The sequence below is a fragment of the Neobacillus phoenicis genome (assembly GCF_047302305.1).
Taxonomy (GTDB): domain Bacteria; phylum Bacillota; class Bacilli; order Bacillales; family Cytobacillaceae; genus Neobacillus.
In genome coordinates, this window is record NZ_CP154847.1 from 5,106,412 (window position 1) to 5,122,285 (window position 15,874).

Genomic DNA, 15,874 nt, shown 5'->3' on the forward strand with positions numbered 1-15,874 from the left:
CGATAAATAGTCGTTTTTATATAGCTTTATTGACCTATGATTGTAGTATTTTTGTCCAATTTGTCAAATAAAGAGGTATTATTATAGATAGGTTGCTCCTTGGCATTTAGAACAAAAGTAAGGCTGACACGTTTATGAGTCAGCCAAGAATTATGAATATTTTTCTTTTATTTTTAAACACTCTTTGAAAAATTTATCAGGCTCTTCAAAATTCAAAAGATGTGCAGAGTTTTCAAACCAAATAAATTCTTTATACGGAGCTTCCAGCGTCTCAAAATATTGCTTTGCTAATGAAGACGGTACTTGATAATCATGTTTACCTGCAAAGATATAAACCGGAACATCTAAGCTAGGGACAGATGTTCGAAAATCAATGTTCATCAATTGCGGCCAAATGGTTTCTAAGGATAATTTTCCAGCTTTCATGTAGGTAATCCAATCTTTAAGTGTATACTCTGTTCCAAACAGCATATTGGAATAAACAAGATTATACAGACCCACTCCCACAATCGAGCCTCCGAATGCCGACAGCCATTTTCCTTTTACATCGAGAAATTTCATATCAGCAGGATTAAACTCAATTCCCTCTAAATCCTTTATCGCCTTTGTTTTTCTCTGTTCATTCGCCTTTTTCAATGTAAACTCATACGAGAGTTTTTCACCATCCTGGAAATCCACTACTTGCCCTATTCCTATGTAACTATGAATATAGTCTGGTTTTTTTTGCGCAGCTAATGTCCCCAAGACCGATCCCCATGAATGACCCACTAAAAATAATTTCGGTTGATTAAAACGGCGTAATAAATACTCTATTAATTCAATCGTATCATTGAAGATGTTTTCAACGGTTAACTCTTCTTTTTTTGTTTCTCGTGAAAATGACAATCCGGAGCCACGTTGATCCCAGTTAACGACAACAAACTTTTTTTCTAGCTCCCGTTGAAATTTAGGAGCAAAACCAATTTGAGCCGATCCCGGTCCTCCATGTAGGAAAAGCATAATAGGATTGGAGATTTTGTCACCTCTTAGCAAAATCGTTTGTTTGACTCCGCCAATCATTACTTCCTCTAATGCTGCAATTGATTCAAACTCACTTATAATCTTCTTTGTTTTTCGTGTAAACATCTTGATCCCTCCAAGGGTTACAAACTAATTAATCCCAACATATCCATGATATTCCAAATGATATTATACAGCTTAAATACAATTATTTATATAAAATTAATGCAGTAATTCAAATTTATGGTAAATTTAAGTTTATAAGATTAATGGAGTGGTAGGTGACAAACATGTTAGAAAAATTCCTTGTTCACATGTCAGCGTTTCAACAAGAAAGGATGGTTAGAGTATACCTTCCGGAAAATTATGATTCGGAAACGAAGAAGTATCCTGTATTATATATGCACGACGGACAGAATGTTTTTGAAGACGAAGGTGCCATTAAAGGGGTATCTCTAGGAATGAAGGATTACTTAGATGCAAGCGGTTTACAGATTATCGTTGTTGGGATTGACTTAAATACCGAAGGAGAAGGACGAATCGACGAGTACTGCCCATGGGGACATGGTGAAATCAGCAAAGAAATATTAGGTTATACCAGTCCATCTGGAGGTAAAGGGGGCGATTACCTTGATTTTATAGTAAAGGAACTTAAGCCCATAATTGATAGTAAATATAGAACACTAGTAGAAGAGACTGCTATGGCAGGAATTTCTTTAGGTGGCCAATTATCTACTTATGCCGCCTGTAAGTACCCACATATTTTTAAAAGAATAGCTGCCATCTCTCCCGGATTTTATAGAAACCAGGAGGATATTGAAAATCTATTAAAGAAATCTGACTTATCCGTAATCGAAAAGTTCTACATGGATATTGGGACAAAAGAATTGGGTGAAGACGAAAAGATGAATCAAGTCTTCCTTGATTTAACTAATCGAGTTTATGAGATATTAAATGATAAAGTGGAGAACCTCCACTTTCAATTAATTGAAGAAGCACAGCATAACTATACTTTCTTTAGAAAAAGAGTACCTGATTTCCTTTCTTATTTATTTTCAGATTTATAATTCTCCATAAAAAAGAGACATAAAAAAGAACGGTATGGCTTTTGATTTGACATACCGTTCTTTTTAAAATGGTTTTAAGATCATTAGAGCAATAATGATTAAAAAGATTAGATTTTCTAAGTCTTCATATCGGAACAGAATTTTAGCTAATCGCCAATATTCTTCAGGAATTTCTTCGCCTTTATGCGATTCGAGTAATGCTTTAACAGGTCTTGACCTTGGAGACAAAACAAGCGGGCCAATCGCAAGAGCTGCTAGGAAGAGAATAAGGCTTATAACATACCATCCCATCTTGAACAAGCTTGGATTTAAGAGCCCCATAGCTATTCCAGTAATGAGTAGTAGGGTCCCTCCTACCATAACAAATATATGAAGTTTATGTCTGATCTTATATGAATGCCTTAATTCAGTCATGTTTTTACCCGATTTAACAACAGTTGTTAAGATAAAACCAGGCCCCATTCCCAAAATAGCTGAAAAAATATGAATGAACACAATTACTTTGTATAGAGAAATCACTGGTGCTCAACCTCCCATTTCCTACATGCTCCCATTTTACCATAAACTACTCATCATCAATCTGATATCTTATGATTTGACGTAGTTTTTATAGGGAGTTGTCATTGATTTATCACATTTTAAAGTGGGGAATGATTGAAAACTCGGGGTAACTCTGACATACGAAAAGACGACAAGCCCATAATTGGCTTGCCGTTTTAGTATCTATTCAGTTTGCAAAGGATGGTTAGTGATTATTTTGTTCGGCCTCAAATTGTACGGGGTCTGGAACCTCGCCTTCCTCCGCTAGTTCTTTATTGGTTTTTAATGATTCCATTTCCTTCCCTAGTTGTTTCACCTCATCCTCATCTGCTGCCATTGAACCATTGGGCTGTGGCTGATTAGGTCGGTAATCCTCTATATTTACTACATTGTTTTTCAAGTAATCAGCAATCTCATTTAGTTTACTATCTGCGGCCTCTCTAACTGGAATGGGGATCCTTTCTTCCCCATACAGGAAGGGCTTTCCTAGCTTCGCCTGATCAGGATCTTCTAAATATCGTTCAACCGGAATCTCTAACCAATAGATAGATTCAGTAGAAGAATCCCGCAATGCTGCTCTATATTTGACCGATTCACCTATACCCATCATTGAAAAACCTTGCTCTGTCATGATAGAATGTATGTCAGTAAACAGCATATTTTCAGAAACAAGTGCTTTAGCCTTCATATTCCTTCTCCTCTCCCTGATTCCTTTTTAATCGACCTAGTTGTCGATTAATCTTTGTTTACCCTGAATCAGGAGAGATGAAACAATAGTAAAACAGTTATGTTAATCACGCGGGTTGATTATCGCCAATACCTGATGATCTTCCCATTTACCATTAATTTTTACATTTTTTACAGCAATACCTTCTTTATGGAAACCAGCCTTCTCTAGCACGCGAATCGACCCAATATTATGGGGCATAACGCCTGCCTCAATTCTATGTAAATTCAATTGGTTGAAACCATAATCGACGACCAACTTTGCTGCTTCTGTTGTATATCCTCTTCCATTATGACTTTCATCTAAAAAATAACCAATAAACGCACTTTGAAGCGAGCCTCTCATGACATGAAATAGATTGATCGTTCCAATTAGCGTATCTTCATATGTGAAAATTCCAAAGTTATAGGACTGGTCATTTTCACTAAGCTCTTGATATTGAGGAATTCTCTCAAGCTGTGCCTCAAGTGTATAGAAATCATCATTTCTTTCCATGGAAAACCCTTGAAAAAAATTGCGATTTGCAAGCTGTAATTCAAACAATGCGCTTGCATCACTTTGAATAAATGGTCTAATATAAATTGATTCACTTTTTAACATATTCCGTTAAATCTCCTCCCGATGACTATTTTAGATGTAACACCATATGTTCATCGTTAAAATATTCTCCATTTACTTTTAAAGCCTTTTCCTCCAAGCCAAACGTTTTAAACCCTAACTTGGAATAGAGTCTCTTCGCTTTTTCATTACTAGCGGTGACAGATAAGTTAATTTTTTCAATGACCTCTATCATTTTCGCTTTGTTTATCGCTTCTGTAAGCAAAGCCTCACCCACCCCTGAGCGCTGTTTTCTCGGAGTGACATACATGGCAAAAATATTAGCCTTGTGCCCGACTTTTTCCGCTCTTTCCTGAAGTAACGTGACCACCCCAATTAGTTCTTCCCCTTCAAAAGCACCAAATGTATAATTACCTTCTGAGGTGAAGTTACGGGCTACTTGTTCAACAGGGTTTTCCCGTGTGACGGCCTCTTCATAGCTCGTTAAAAAAGCCTCTGGATTTTCCTTTAATGCTTCTAATCTCAATTCCCAATACTTCTCTGCATCAGCAGGAGTTAATAGTCTGATGTTCATACTAGGCCTCCCTTTCATAAAAGCTTTGCCATATAATATTCATCAACAAATTCACCGTCTATAATTAGGGAATCCTTCTTTATTCCTTCCACTTCAAATCCCATTTTCTTATACAATGCGACACCCGCTACATTTCGCGTAACGGTCGTTAGCTCGAGACGGCGGAAATTCCGTTCAACTGCCCAATCTTCCAGCTTCTCAAACAGCCTTGTCCCAATGCCCTGCCCTCTATAATCTTTTAAAATACCAATAACGATATATACAGAATGCTTATTTCTTTTTGCCGTGCCGCCTATTGCAAACATGTAACCAATTAATTCCCCATCGTTTTCAGCTACAAAAAAGGTAGAATTCCCGCTTTTTTGGAAAGAGGCTATTCTTTGTTTTAGCTGTTCAGGTGTAACTTGTCGTTCACCTGGTTCCATCAGCATAAAATCTGCTTCTGTTTCGACCTGCTTAATAAGCGATACCAAATTTTCGGCATCGGACTCTCTGGCTTCTCTGATATTCATTTGAATCCCTCTCCCCCTAATGTTTCTACTTTTAGTGTCTTGGTGCCCAAAGAATGATGGATGCACCAAGTAAGCAAATTGTCGCTCCAATCCAGTCGTACATATCTGGTGTTTTTCTATCAACTACCCATCCCCATAACACCGACAACAAGATAAAGACACCACCATACGCTGCATACACTCTGCCAAACGAAGGAAAGGCTTGAAAAGTGGCTATGATTCCGTAGAGCACAAGAGTAATGCCGCCTAGGAGTCCCCATGAAAGCGGCCTTCCTTCTCTTAACCATAACCAAATAAGATACCCGCCGCCTATTTCTGCTAATCCTGCAAGTATAAATAAAATGGCTGCTTTAAAAATGATCAACACATCCTGTAAAATTTTTTTGCCTTATTAATTTCTGTTCCTATTTCCACTATAAATAATGTTAAAAAAGACTGCCAGTAATAGCAGCCTTAAAGTACTTTATTTTTCATAATAAAAGCTTCAACAAGTTCCATTATCTCCTTCATCGCTTCAATGGATGCCGACGTATCATGATTGATTTCTAAACTATGGTCTGCTTTTGGAATAACAATGGCACTAATGAAAGGATTCTTCTCAAGCGCCGCTATCCGTTCTTCAACAAAGTGATGGTCTTCATCTCCAATCACATAAAGAGAAGGAAGTTCCGTTTCCAATAGGGCTTGGTACACCTGATCTTCTTTTATAAGCGGAGTTAACCATACTCCTACTGAATTTTGAAGGAAGGTACCTTGAGTCCATTCCATTGCCATTGGAATGGTTCCAATAGATTTACTTAATAAAATACATTGCTCATATCCTGCATCATTCAATACTGCTTCCACCACAGCTTTGACATCTTCATACATCCATTGCTCTTGATCTTCCTTAGGAAGCTCTCTGAAATGTTGATTTTTCACAAAGTTGTAATTGATATGTAGAACATCCACATGATTATGCAGACAAATCCCGGTTGCATAATGAAAAAGCGGCCGCTGCGTTGTATAGCCAAGTCCTGGCAGCATGATACAAATACTTTTACTAGGCTGTTCGCTACGGATCCAAGTATAAGGAATCGTTGAATTTTCATTTCTTATTACTTGATTCTCAATAAATTGAAACATTTTCTTCACCTCTTTGGTTGATTACTAGGATACGTAGTGGGAAAATCATTTTGGTAGTCCCAGCAAATAATAGTCGCACTATCTCGGCCTAAATGATCATGAACATGTTCCAAAAGATGCTTTACGCTGTGTTCCGCACTAGGAAGGGAAGGCTGTCCATAACTTTCTCGGTAAATATGGTATGGAGTTTCGTAGTATCGATTTCCGCATTCTAAAACCCCATCAGTCACCATGACCAAACGATTAATGCCCTTTCTAAGTTCTCTGATTCCGGAAGAGTAGCATGGTACCGGTTGTTCAAAGGTATTCACTTGGCCTATCCATTCATAAAATTGTCGTTGGTTAAGCGCATATTGCCCCAGCTTATGTAATTCTTCGTGAAGAAGATAGATAACACAATCTCCGACGGAAAACCACCATAGATATTTTTCTTTTCTTACACACAACAGGCATGCCGTTTCACCCTGAACTTGTTTACAAGCTTCTAGAAAATGCTCGGATTGAAAAATGGTTAGTACATGCTTTTCTAATGATACGAAGACCGTTTCCAAAGGCTCTCCTAAAATGGAACCTAGTTTTTCCGATTCTTGTAAAATAGTATGGATAACTAATTCCACACTTTCCGCACTGTTGTGTCCATCCAACACCATGGCAAATTCCCAATCCAGTCCCGTCATAACCAAAGCTCCATCTTCATTTTTAGAAGCTCCAGCCCGCTGATTTCCGCCATAGCGCCCTAATACTAAATGATCACATGTCTCAATTTTAATTTGGTTGATGCACGGATCCTCCTGGCCAATCCAATGCATTCTACGGAAATTTGCATGGTCTCTTTCTGCTTGCATATTAAACCTGCCTCTCTATAGAAAATACATGGATTTATCCTACAAATTTGATTTCAGCTATTTTACCACTTTCTTTAAACCCGATATTCTGATACACCTTATTAGAATCGGGGTTACTAATATCCGCATACAACATTGGTACAAGCCCCTCCGAATGAATAATTACACATAATTCTGCCACTAGCGCACTTGCATAGCCATTCTTCCGATGCATGACAGGAGTATAAACTGCATTAATCCGGGCATGTCTAGGTGAGCGATGGGAGATATTCGCCATAGAAACCGGCTTCTCACCTACGAGCCAAAGATACAAATTTCCAGCTTCGATCATCATTTTTGCTTTAGATCGCTGAGTACCCGCTTCCACAGATGAGCCAAATGCATCCTCTACAAAACCTGCAAGATAGTTAGCTACGGTATCTATGTCTTCTATAGCTGCTTTCCGAATTTCTCCTGGTACATTTACTGGTTTTATCACATTTGGACAATGATAAGATTCCATGGTCATTTCTGGCTCATAGCCAATTCCCCTCTTTTTCGAAAAGACCTCCGCAAACATTTCTGCAGTCTGAGGGTCCCCTGATACCCCAGGAAGCTGATTAATGTTTAAATAGTTTACTAGACTTTGAAGCATTTCCTTCTGTTCCTCTAATGGTCTCTCCTTTGAAACCCATAACCATGCCTTGTGCCCCTGCGTTTGTGCAAAAATCATCCTATTATCAGGCGTCTTTATGCTTAAAGAATCACTGCCTTCACTGATTCGATGGATTAGGTTATATTGTACTTCATCCGAGAGGAAAGAACCTCCATCACTCAATAACTCATCATTTGTAACAAGTCTAATAAACATCCATCGAGCCTCCTAATCTCATTGAAAGTATCCTAAATAAATTCGCCAAATTTACTTAACATCCTTCTTAAAATTATGTGATGGGGCTTATTATGTATTTCTTGAACCTTTCTCTCCAATTAAACATAGTCTGATAAATATAGACTTTCTTTAAAGGAGGTTATTATATGATTTGGTTACTTATTTTGTCTCCAATCATCATACTAGCTCCCATAGCGATTTATTTTGATCGAAAAAAAGGAGCCAGTAATCCTAAATTAGACTCTGAAAATTATCAGATGAATAAATCTTTAGCTATGAGAGAGTTTATTTTTATTACCGGCGGAGGCGACGGACCTGGTAATATTCAATAGGTATCAATAAAAGGCATCGAACTTAGTCGATGCCTTTTTTGGTCAATAGCGAATTAAGACGGTCTATTTTTATATATTGATACCGACATATTTCTGGAGAGTCTTCTTCCAGACTAGATAGCCGAATTCCATCGAAGATAATGTTAAGCCTAGCCATGCAAATAAACAGGATCCTGGGTAGACTTCAAATGCAGATGAATTCTGAAGCGCTTGGTTAGGTGCAATGGGTGGATTGTCTTTTTTTTCAACAACCATTTCCGTTACTTCTTGAATACCATCCATAGATTTCATTGCATCTGAAATGACACTCATTAATTCATCCTTTGAAAAATCCCTTATGGAAATCCATCCTCTAGAATCCACCTTGTACCGATGTTTCATAATGGTATCCTTTGACATATACTTTCCGATTACATAGCCATTCCCACTTGGGTGCAATTGTGTGGCAAGAACCTGTCCCTTTTGTTTACTTTCAGGATAAATGAAGTTCACTCTTCCATTGCTTATTTTCTTTTCCTTTAGATTAAATGAATGAAAAATAGTCTTCTTTTCCTCAAAAGATAACACGTCAAAGACTCCCTCCCAAATTTAATTAAATGTATTACTTTTAGTTTACCAATAATTGGACCAAAATTGTTGGCATTTCCTTGAACATAAAAAATGAAGGACAAAAGTTGGCTTGGCATCAAGAAAAATGTCCTTCATTCTGGCTATGAAGGACAAAATGTGGCTTGGCATCAAGAATAATGTCCTTCATTCGGGTTATGAAGGACAAAATGTGGTTGTGCAACAAGAAAAATGTCCTTCATCGGGGTTATGAAAGACAAAATGTGGTTGTGCAACAAGAAAAATGTCCTTCATCGGGGCTATGAAGGACAAAACTTTGCTTGGCACCTAGAAAAATGTCCTTCATCGGGGTGATGAAGGACAAAATGTGGTTGTGCAACAAGAAAAATGTCCTTCATCAGGGCTATGAAGGACAAAATTTGGCTTGGAAACAAGAAAAATGTCCTTCATCAGGGCTATGAAGGACAAAACTTTGCTTGGCACCTAGAAAAATGTCCTTCATCGGGGTTATGAAAGACAAAATGTGGTTGTGCAACAAGAAAAATGTCCTTCATCGGGGTTATGAAGGACAAAATGTGGTTGTGCAACAAGAAAAATGTCCTTCATCCGGGATATGAAGGACAAAACTTGGCTTGCCATCAAGAAAAATGTCCTTCATTCAGGCTATGAAGGACAAATGCTGTGAAAATTACGCTGCTTTTTCTACTACATCCTCATCAAGCTTGTGGCCTTCCCACTTTGTAATGACAATGGCAGCTAAAGAGTTACCAACAATATTTACACATGTACGTGCCATATCAAGTATGCGGTCAATACCAGCAATAAATGCAAGTCCTTCAACTGGAATACCTACACTTCCTAGAGTCGCAAGTAACACGACAAATGAAACGCCTGGAACTCCGGCAATCCCTTTAGAGGTAAGCATCAATACAAGAACTAAGGTAATTTGATGCGTAATACTCATATGAATGCCATACATTTGTGCGATGAATAATGCTGCAATCGCTTGATATAGAGTTGAACCATCAAGGTTAAACGAATACCCTGTTGGAATAACAAATGAAGTAATAGCTTTCGGACATCCGAGCTTCTCCATTTTTTCCATTATCTTTGGTAATACCGTTTCCGAACTTGCCGTTGTATAACCTAGAATTAATTCGTCCTTCAGATATCTTAATAAATTAAAGATATTAAACCCAACAATCTTTGCTGTTAATCCCAGAACGACTAAAATGAAGAAAATCATTGATCCGTAAACGACTAATACTAACTTTCCTAGTGGGATTAATGATGTAATTCCAAATTTCGATACCGTTACTCCGATTAAAGCAAATACACCAAGTGGAGCCAATTTCATGATTTGGTTAGTTACATAGAACATGGCATCCGCCGTACCTCTAAAGAAGTTGATAATCGGTTGACCTTTTTCACCAATCGCGGCTACACCAAGACCAAACATAATAGAAAAGAAGATAATTGCTAACATATCGCCATTTGCTAATGACTGTATGATATTGGTAGGTACGATATTAATAAACGTATCAGCCATAGAATGTGACTCAGTTTGTGCAGCTGTATCCACATATGAGTTAATATCCGTTTTCGTTAGGTGTGATCGGTCCACACCAGCTCCCGGTTGAAACACGTTTGCTGCAAGTAATCCTACAAAGATTGCAATAGTTGTAATGATTTCAAAATATAATAGGGTTTTTCCACCGAGTTTACCAAGTGACTTCATATCACCCACGCCTGCAACACCAACAATAAGACTAGCGACAACAATCGGAACAACAATCATTTTGATTAATCGAATAAATATTGTACCAATTGGCTGCAAGTATGTTTCCACATGTGGGTTACCATAAAAAATAGCCCCCAAAATAATACCTAGAGCTAGTCCAATAAAGATTTGCCAAGCCAAACTAATTCTCTTCAACTTCATCTCCCCCTTTTATATATAAAAAGTTGATTACTTATTATAATCAACTACAATTCCCGTTTTTAATAAAATTTGAAACCACAACTATTAGAATAACGATAATATGAAGAGTTGGCAACAACCTCGTCTCAGACACCGTTAATTGCCAATAACCCAACCCGATTTAATCAAACGTTTAATTAGTTTGGTTATTTTTTTAGAATAACATGTTTATTCTAATATATACATAGTAATTTCCACCTGGGTATTTGTCCCCTAAAAATCAAAAAGAGGTTGACTCGATTCCAAAAGATTTCACACCTTTTTTTGAGTCAACCTACATTATTTTATTCGCGTTTTTTCGCTACAATCTCAGTAATATATTTTGTTACATCTTTGATTTGTTTTTCAGTTAAAAGTTCACCAAAGGCCGGCATGGTATTTCCACCATTTTTAACTCTTTCCATGACTTTTTCCGCATCTTTTGCTACCTGGCTTAGCTGTAGGTCAGGTCCATTATGTCCACCTGTTCCTTCTCTTCCATGACAGGCTAGGCAATTTCCTTCAAATACCTTCTGGCCATCATCCACACTGGCAGTAGTATCTCCATTCTCCGTTTCCTTTTGGTCATTTGTATTTTCAGGAGTAGTCCCTGATTCGATGCTCCCATCTAAAGAAAAGGTCCATAAAGAGTCTCCGTGTTTAGAACCGGCTAATGCGTTTCCTGCCACTAAAACAGAGATATATTCCTTTCCATCTACTTCATAGGCTATAGGAGCTGCATTAACACCTGCATCTGTTTTAAATTCCCATACTTGATCACCAGTTTTAGCATCAAATGCAATCAGCCTTCCATCATTATGTCCTACGAAGACAAGGCCGCCTTTTGTGGTTAGTACGCCGCTATACGCACTGGCATCCCACTTTTGCTGCCAGGCTATTTTATTTGTTTTTACATCAATAGCCGTGATGGTTCCTCTTACAGGTGCATCCTGTACAGGTTGGATGATACTACCTAAATAGATACTTCCTTCCTTATACTCTTCTTCACTTCTTGTAAAAGTAGAATATTGGTCCGTTCCTAACACATAAAAGTATTCAGTATCAGGGTTATATGCTGAAGGAGGCCAGTTAGCTCCTCCAAACGTCGATGGTTTTACAAGTATAGGTTCTTCCCAATAAGGATCAAAAATCTTACCAATATTTCCTTTATAATTCTTTACTTCTTTCTTTATATCTTCTTCCGTTACAACCTGAGGGACAAAAGCATCACCTGTTGGAATGGGCTGAGTAGGCGATGTTTTTTGACGTTTATCCTGTGGTACAGGTGTTTCATCAATTCCTACTAACGGTTCCCCATTCGTCCGGTCGAGTATATAAACCCAACCTGTTTTACCTGCCTGTGCAAGAGCCTTTCGTTTCTTTCCATCCTTTTTAACATCGAATAAAATGACGGGATTTGGTGAATCTAAATCCCAAATATCGTGGTGAACTTCTTGGAAATGCCACTTATACTTTCCTGTTTCTGCATCAATGGCTACTATGGAAGCAGAGAATAAATTATTCCCTTCTCTTACACTTCCGTCTAAGTCAGGTGCGGCATTACCTGTTGAAAAATAAAGCAGCCCTAACTCCGGATCAACCGCCGGAGTTTGCCATACAGGTGCGCCTCCTCGCTTCCATGAATCAGTGTCACTAGGCCAGGTCTCGTGTCCACTTTCCCCAGGGCCTGGAATCGTATAGAAACGCCAAAGTTCCTTCCCATTTTTCGCATCAAAGGCGGTTACCCTGCCACGAATCCCATATTCACCACCAGAAATACCTGTATAAATTTTTCCGTTATAATAAAGAGGTGCGCTTGTAATCGTGTAGCCTTTTTTCCAGTCATCAACCGTTGTAGACCATACCTCTTTACCTGTTTTCTGGTCGAGAGCAACTAACCTAGCATCTAACAGCCCAACATACACTAGCCCATCGCCGAGTGCTACACCACGACTAGTCCAACCGCAGCAAACAGTAGTTAATTCGCTAATGTTCGGTTTATAAGTCCATAAGGTGTCACCTTTTTTCACATCAATTGCAGATACTTGATTCGCACCAGTAATGATATACATGACACCGTTATAAACGACGGGTGACGCCTCCCCAGAATACTTAAACTCTTGACCTGATCCGAGATGGGTAACCCACTTTCCTTTTAGATTTTTAATATTGGATGTATTGATTTTATCAAGGGTGGAGTAACGTTGATTAAATGTACTACCTCCATTTGTAATCCAATTGTCCTTTGGCAGCGCTGTCAACTGCTCGCTTGTAAATGCCGGAAGAGCGGGGTCCTTAACTTCTACTTGTGTGGTAGGCGGCTTTTCGCTGTCTGTAGGCTTTCCATCTACCTGTTCCTTTTCACCTACCGAAGTAAGAAAAAAATAGAAGAGGACAACTATCACAAAGAGACCAGTAAACCCAGAAATAATCCAACCATTTTTCCTATTACCCAACCGTACACCTGCTTTCTTTTTTATAGATTATAATAACTATAAATCTAGTTTATTATGATTATTCTAATGTAATACCCATTTCGGCACTCTAAATATCATAATTTTTTATAAATTTTAGTAGGAGAATCGTCCGAGTTCCACTATTTAAACAGAAGGCTGTGTTATTACTGAATGTTGATTTCACAGTATTTGAAAAATAAAGGGAAAAATTCCGCTTAAATTGGGAAATACCCTTATTTCCTTAAAAATAAGGGTATTTTTTCCCTTTATTTGATCCAAATCGATGAATTTTGTCTTAATTTAGAGCTGTTAAGGGGAATTTCTCCTCTTATTTCTGCTTATTAAGCTTACTTTTTATACAATAGAGGGAATTTCTCCTCTTATGATTCTCATACCTACACGAAAATCAACAATGTATGATAACATAGCCAAACAGAAAAAGAACCTTACTAAAAAATCAGCAAGGTCCAAAATAAATAATTTAAGCCCAGCAACTAGTGCCGGGCTCTATAAACACAACCCTAGGGGGGTTATCTAGTTAGTCGATGCTCAATGTAAAATAGTTTCACTTTCCTACAATTTTTTCCAAAGGCTTCTCGGTTATTCTGCTGAAGTAGGAACAGTTTGGATGTTTGCTACTTTCACTTCTTTTGAAACCAGTTTTGGTAACACAAAGAGATAATAGACCCCTACAACCATCAATAAGATACCAACAGCCCAATAAATAGTATCTACTTTTACGAATGCAGGGAAAATAAATGCGATGATCCCCAAGGATACGGAATGAGCCAGCATCATTAACGGGTCAACCCACCCTGAAACTCTCCCCATAAATTTGGGATCCACGAGCTCAGTCATCCAGCCTGACAGTGCCACATTCACTGGGGCAATGAGGACACCCATTATAAATACGATGGAAAGATAGAGCCATACATTTTCGACAGTTCCCATAATTAGGGTAAAAATACCACTTAAGATGATGCCCCCAATGATCACTCGATGAACTTTGAGTACCTTAATCAGCGGGCTTCCAATTCCACTCCCAAGTACAAAACCGATCCCTAAAAAGATGGAAAATAAAGAAGCATACTGCGCAAAATGTTCTGGGGCAAGTTTATATTTCATTGTAAAGAGCGGTAGAACAGCAAAGGCACCGTTAATAAGACCAAATACAAGAAATCCAGAAACAATGGATTTTAACAGTTTAAAATTAAGAATATATTTTAATCCTTCTCTAAAATCAGTGAGAACGGTAGAAAGATGAATATCCTTTATATGTGTTTTTCCATTAGGAAGCCGTGCTTCTAACGGAATGGAACAACTGCTGATGAGGAGCCCAGATATGATAAAGCTAACCCCGTCAATGATGACGGTACCCATTAATCCGATATAGTGATAGGAAATCGCACCCATTCCCATTCCAAACAACATAAACAAACCAAGTACCGTTTGGTTTAAGCCCGATGCTTGCATATACTGTTCTTTGTTAAGCACCCCCTGTAAAATACTCATTTCTGCTGGGGCAAAAAACTTTGAAACGGCGCTTCTAAGAAACAGGATCACAAATACTAACCAAAGGATATTAAAGTAAACAGCGACTAATAAAAAGCCTGTCAAGATGGCTCGAATCCAGTCCGTGTTAACGGCAATTTTCTTCCGATCGAGCCTGTCAGCAGCCACTCCTACCATAAAGAAAACAAGCAAAATAGGCAGGGAATACATTAGTTCTGCTATGGTTGCATAAAACGGCTGTTTGCTAAAATGATCTAATAAATAGAAGGCAAAGGCAACGTTACCAATCGTCGTTCCAAGCTGTGAAGCAAATGCGGCAAAAAATAATTTTGTGAAGACCGTATTTTTAAAAATAGTCATGACCATTCCCTTTTCGTTTCATCGACTTGTAAAACAGACTTTAATATTGATTTGAACAGTTTTAACTGTTCACTCACTCGAACGTTATTGCTGCCAGCTGCTTTTGAGTGAAGTAAGAGACCTTCAAAATAGGATGTAATCATTTTAATAATCACATCCAAATCCACACTTGGTTTAAACTCTCCGTTTGCGACACCCTTTTGTAAATAGAGTGATAAGCTTTCATGCTGCTTTTTGTAGTGGGTTTCCAGGTATTCACGTCGTTCCGACTGCTTCCATCCGCTGATGAAATACTCATATACCACAATTGGCAGTTCGTCTGAAGCATGGTTAAATTGCTGGTCCATCAGATCGATTAAGCCGCTCAGCCCTTGCCATACGGAAAGTCCACTTGTTAGAAGGTTATTAATTTGAGCCTCTGTTTCTTTATCATTTTCTGCGAGTATTGCTAGCATAATGTCTTCTTTATTTGAAAAATACAAGTACACCCACCCACGGCTCTTTCCTGTTTCATCAACGATATCCTGCATCGTCGAGTTCACATATCCCTTTCTTGTAAATACTACAATCGCTGAGTCGATGATATGCTTTTTACGTTTGTCTTTTTCACTGTCAGAAATTTTAGGTGACAAGGTAGGTCCCCTCCATAACGATAAAAATAAAACTGACATCGTTGTCAGTTTTATTATAATTCATTTTTTTCCATTTTCAATAACATATGGAAATTTATTTAAAAATAAAAGTAGTTATCGTTTTTTTAATCGCCTCTATAATCATGCATTAATGTTATTCTATTAAATAAAATATATTTTTTAACTAGTCTGTTATCTTATGTAAAAAATGTTATATTTATTATACTAACACCACTT

Annotated in this window: 17 protein-coding genes; 2 read left to right on the forward strand and 15 right to left on the reverse strand. The window is 37.9% G+C overall.

Annotated elements, in window-relative coordinates; all coding sequences use genetic code 11:
• Nucleotides 1-150: 150 nt before the first annotated feature.
• The gene (locus AA0X95_RS26005; protein ID WP_413303370.1) at nucleotides 151-1,125 is read right to left on the reverse strand and encodes an alpha/beta fold hydrolase; all 975 of its coding nucleotides are present in this window, start codon (nucleotides 1,123-1,125) and stop codon (nucleotides 151-153) included.
• A gap of 164 nt (nucleotides 1,126-1,289) precedes the next feature.
• On the opposite strand from AA0X95_RS26005, the gene AA0X95_RS26010 reads away from it, so the two are divergent.
• Nucleotides 1,290-2,066 (forward strand): alpha/beta hydrolase, encoded by a 777-nt coding sequence (locus tag AA0X95_RS26010; RefSeq protein ID WP_413303372.1) that lies wholly within the window; start codon nucleotides 1,290-1,292, stop codon nucleotides 2,064-2,066.
• Nucleotides 2,067-2,129: 63 nt separating this feature from the next.
• Here AA0X95_RS26010 and AA0X95_RS26015 read toward each other — a convergent pair whose 3' ends face one another.
• From AA0X95_RS26015 to AA0X95_RS26055, 9 genes are all read right to left on the reverse strand, one after another.
• Complete coding sequence (locus AA0X95_RS26015; RefSeq protein WP_413303375.1) at nucleotides 2,130-2,585, reverse strand: DUF2269 family protein; 456 nt, start codon at nucleotides 2,583-2,585, stop codon at nucleotides 2,130-2,132.
• A gap of 226 nt (nucleotides 2,586-2,811) precedes the next feature.
• Entirely contained in the window at nucleotides 2,812-3,294 is a 483-nt protein-coding gene (locus tag AA0X95_RS26020; protein WP_413303377.1) for a hypothetical protein, read from the reverse strand.
• A gap of 102 nt (nucleotides 3,295-3,396) precedes the next feature.
• Nucleotides 3,397-3,933 (reverse strand): GNAT family N-acetyltransferase, encoded by a 537-nt coding sequence (locus AA0X95_RS26025; RefSeq protein ID WP_413303380.1) that lies wholly within the window; start codon nucleotides 3,931-3,933, stop codon nucleotides 3,397-3,399.
• Between the two features lie 25 nt (nucleotides 3,934-3,958).
• The gene (locus AA0X95_RS26030; RefSeq protein ID WP_413303383.1) at nucleotides 3,959-4,465 is read right to left on the reverse strand and encodes an N-acetyltransferase family protein; all 507 of its coding nucleotides are present in this window, start codon (nucleotides 4,463-4,465) and stop codon (nucleotides 3,959-3,961) included.
• A gap of 14 nt (nucleotides 4,466-4,479) precedes the next feature.
• A complete protein-coding gene (locus AA0X95_RS26035; protein ID WP_413303386.1) occupies nucleotides 4,480-4,977 on the reverse strand; it encodes an N-acetyltransferase family protein in 498 nt (165 codons plus the stop codon).
• A gap of 31 nt (nucleotides 4,978-5,008) precedes the next feature.
• Nucleotides 5,009-5,335 carry a YnfA family protein gene (locus AA0X95_RS26040; RefSeq protein ID WP_413310271.1) on the reverse strand — a complete coding sequence of 109 codons (327 nt, stop codon included), beginning with the start codon at nucleotides 5,333-5,335 and terminating at the stop codon, nucleotides 5,009-5,011.
• Between the two features lie 95 nt (nucleotides 5,336-5,430).
• Entirely contained in the window at nucleotides 5,431-6,102 is a 672-nt protein-coding gene (locus AA0X95_RS26045; RefSeq protein WP_413303388.1) for an alpha/beta family hydrolase, read from the reverse strand.
• 5 nt (nucleotides 6,103-6,107) lie between these two features.
• Nucleotides 6,108-6,947 (reverse strand): protein phosphatase 2C domain-containing protein, encoded by an 840-nt coding sequence (locus AA0X95_RS26050; RefSeq protein ID WP_413303391.1) that lies wholly within the window; start codon nucleotides 6,945-6,947, stop codon nucleotides 6,108-6,110.
• 34 nt (nucleotides 6,948-6,981) lie between these two features.
• Nucleotides 6,982-7,797 (reverse strand): GNAT family N-acetyltransferase, encoded by an 816-nt coding sequence (locus AA0X95_RS26055; protein WP_413303394.1) that lies wholly within the window; start codon nucleotides 7,795-7,797, stop codon nucleotides 6,982-6,984.
• A gap of 167 nt (nucleotides 7,798-7,964) precedes the next feature.
• Here AA0X95_RS26055 and AA0X95_RS26060 point away from each other — a divergent pair, with 167 nt between their 5' ends.
• On the forward strand, nucleotides 7,965-8,150 hold the full coding sequence (locus AA0X95_RS26060; protein WP_413303397.1) for a hypothetical protein: 186 nt from the start codon (nucleotides 7,965-7,967) through the stop codon (nucleotides 8,148-8,150).
• A gap of 69 nt (nucleotides 8,151-8,219) precedes the next feature.
• Here the strand turns inward: AA0X95_RS26060 and AA0X95_RS26065 are convergent, their stop codons facing one another.
• The 5 genes from AA0X95_RS26065 to AA0X95_RS26085 form a co-directional block, all read right to left on the reverse strand.
• The gene (locus AA0X95_RS26065; RefSeq protein ID WP_413303399.1) at nucleotides 8,220-8,717 is read right to left on the reverse strand and encodes a hypothetical protein; all 498 of its coding nucleotides are present in this window, start codon (nucleotides 8,715-8,717) and stop codon (nucleotides 8,220-8,222) included.
• 688 nt (nucleotides 8,718-9,405) lie between these two features.
• Complete coding sequence (locus tag AA0X95_RS26070) at nucleotides 9,406-10,653, reverse strand: cation:dicarboxylate symporter family transporter (protein ID WP_413303402.1); 1,248 nt, start codon at nucleotides 10,651-10,653, stop codon at nucleotides 9,406-9,408.
• A gap of 329 nt (nucleotides 10,654-10,982) precedes the next feature.
• Entirely contained in the window at nucleotides 10,983-13,133 is a 2,151-nt protein-coding gene (locus AA0X95_RS26075; protein WP_413303405.1) for a PQQ-dependent dehydrogenase, methanol/ethanol family, read from the reverse strand.
• A 600-nt stretch (nucleotides 13,134-13,733) separates the two neighbouring features.
• Entirely contained in the window at nucleotides 13,734-15,005 is a 1,272-nt protein-coding gene (locus tag AA0X95_RS26080; protein ID WP_413303408.1) for an MFS transporter, read from the reverse strand.
• A complete protein-coding gene (locus tag AA0X95_RS26085; RefSeq protein ID WP_413303411.1) occupies nucleotides 15,002-15,637 on the reverse strand; it encodes a TetR family transcriptional regulator in 636 nt (211 codons plus the stop codon). Before AA0X95_RS26085 ends, AA0X95_RS26080 begins: the two co-directional genes overlap by 4 nt.
• Nucleotides 15,638-15,874: the final 237 nt, after the last annotated feature.

What these genes read in the sequence shown, in the direction of transcription:
- AA0X95_RS26030 (WP_413303383.1), bottom strand. Translation starts at nt 4,465, where the DNA reads ATGAACATCAGACTATTAACTCCTGCTGATGCAGAGAAGTATTGGGAA.
- AA0X95_RS26045 (WP_413303388.1), bottom strand. Translation starts at nt 6,102, where the DNA reads ATGTTTCAATTTATTGAGAATCAAGTAATAAGAAATGAAAATTCAACG.
- AA0X95_RS26020 (WP_413303377.1), bottom strand. Translation starts at nt 3,294, where the DNA reads ATGAAGGCTAAAGCACTTGTTTCTGAAAATATGCTGTTTACTGACATA.
- AA0X95_RS26050 (WP_413303391.1), bottom strand. Translation starts at nt 6,947, where the DNA reads ATGCAAGCAGAAAGAGACCATGCAAATTTCCGTAGAATGCATTGGATT.
- AA0X95_RS26080 (WP_413303408.1), bottom strand. Translation starts at nt 15,005, where the DNA reads ATGACTATTTTTAAAAATACGGTCTTCACAAAATTATTTTTTGCCGCA.
- AA0X95_RS26025 (WP_413303380.1), bottom strand. Translation starts at nt 3,933, where the DNA reads ATGTTAAAAAGTGAATCAATTTATATTAGACCATTTATTCAAAGTGAT.
- AA0X95_RS26035 (WP_413303386.1), bottom strand. Translation starts at nt 4,977, where the DNA reads ATGAATATCAGAGAAGCCAGAGAGTCCGATGCCGAAAATTTGGTATCG.
- AA0X95_RS26010 (WP_413303372.1), top strand. Translation starts at nt 1,290, where the DNA reads ATGTTAGAAAAATTCCTTGTTCACATGTCAGCGTTTCAACAAGAAAGG.
- AA0X95_RS26060 (WP_413303397.1), top strand. Translation starts at nt 7,965, where the DNA reads ATGATTTGGTTACTTATTTTGTCTCCAATCATCATACTAGCTCCCATA.
- AA0X95_RS26005 (WP_413303370.1), bottom strand. Translation starts at nt 1,125, where the DNA reads ATGTTTACACGAAAAACAAAGAAGATTATAAGTGAGTTTGAATCAATT.
- AA0X95_RS26055 (WP_413303394.1), bottom strand. Translation starts at nt 7,797, where the DNA reads ATGTTTATTAGACTTGTTACAAATGATGAGTTATTGAGTGATGGAGGT.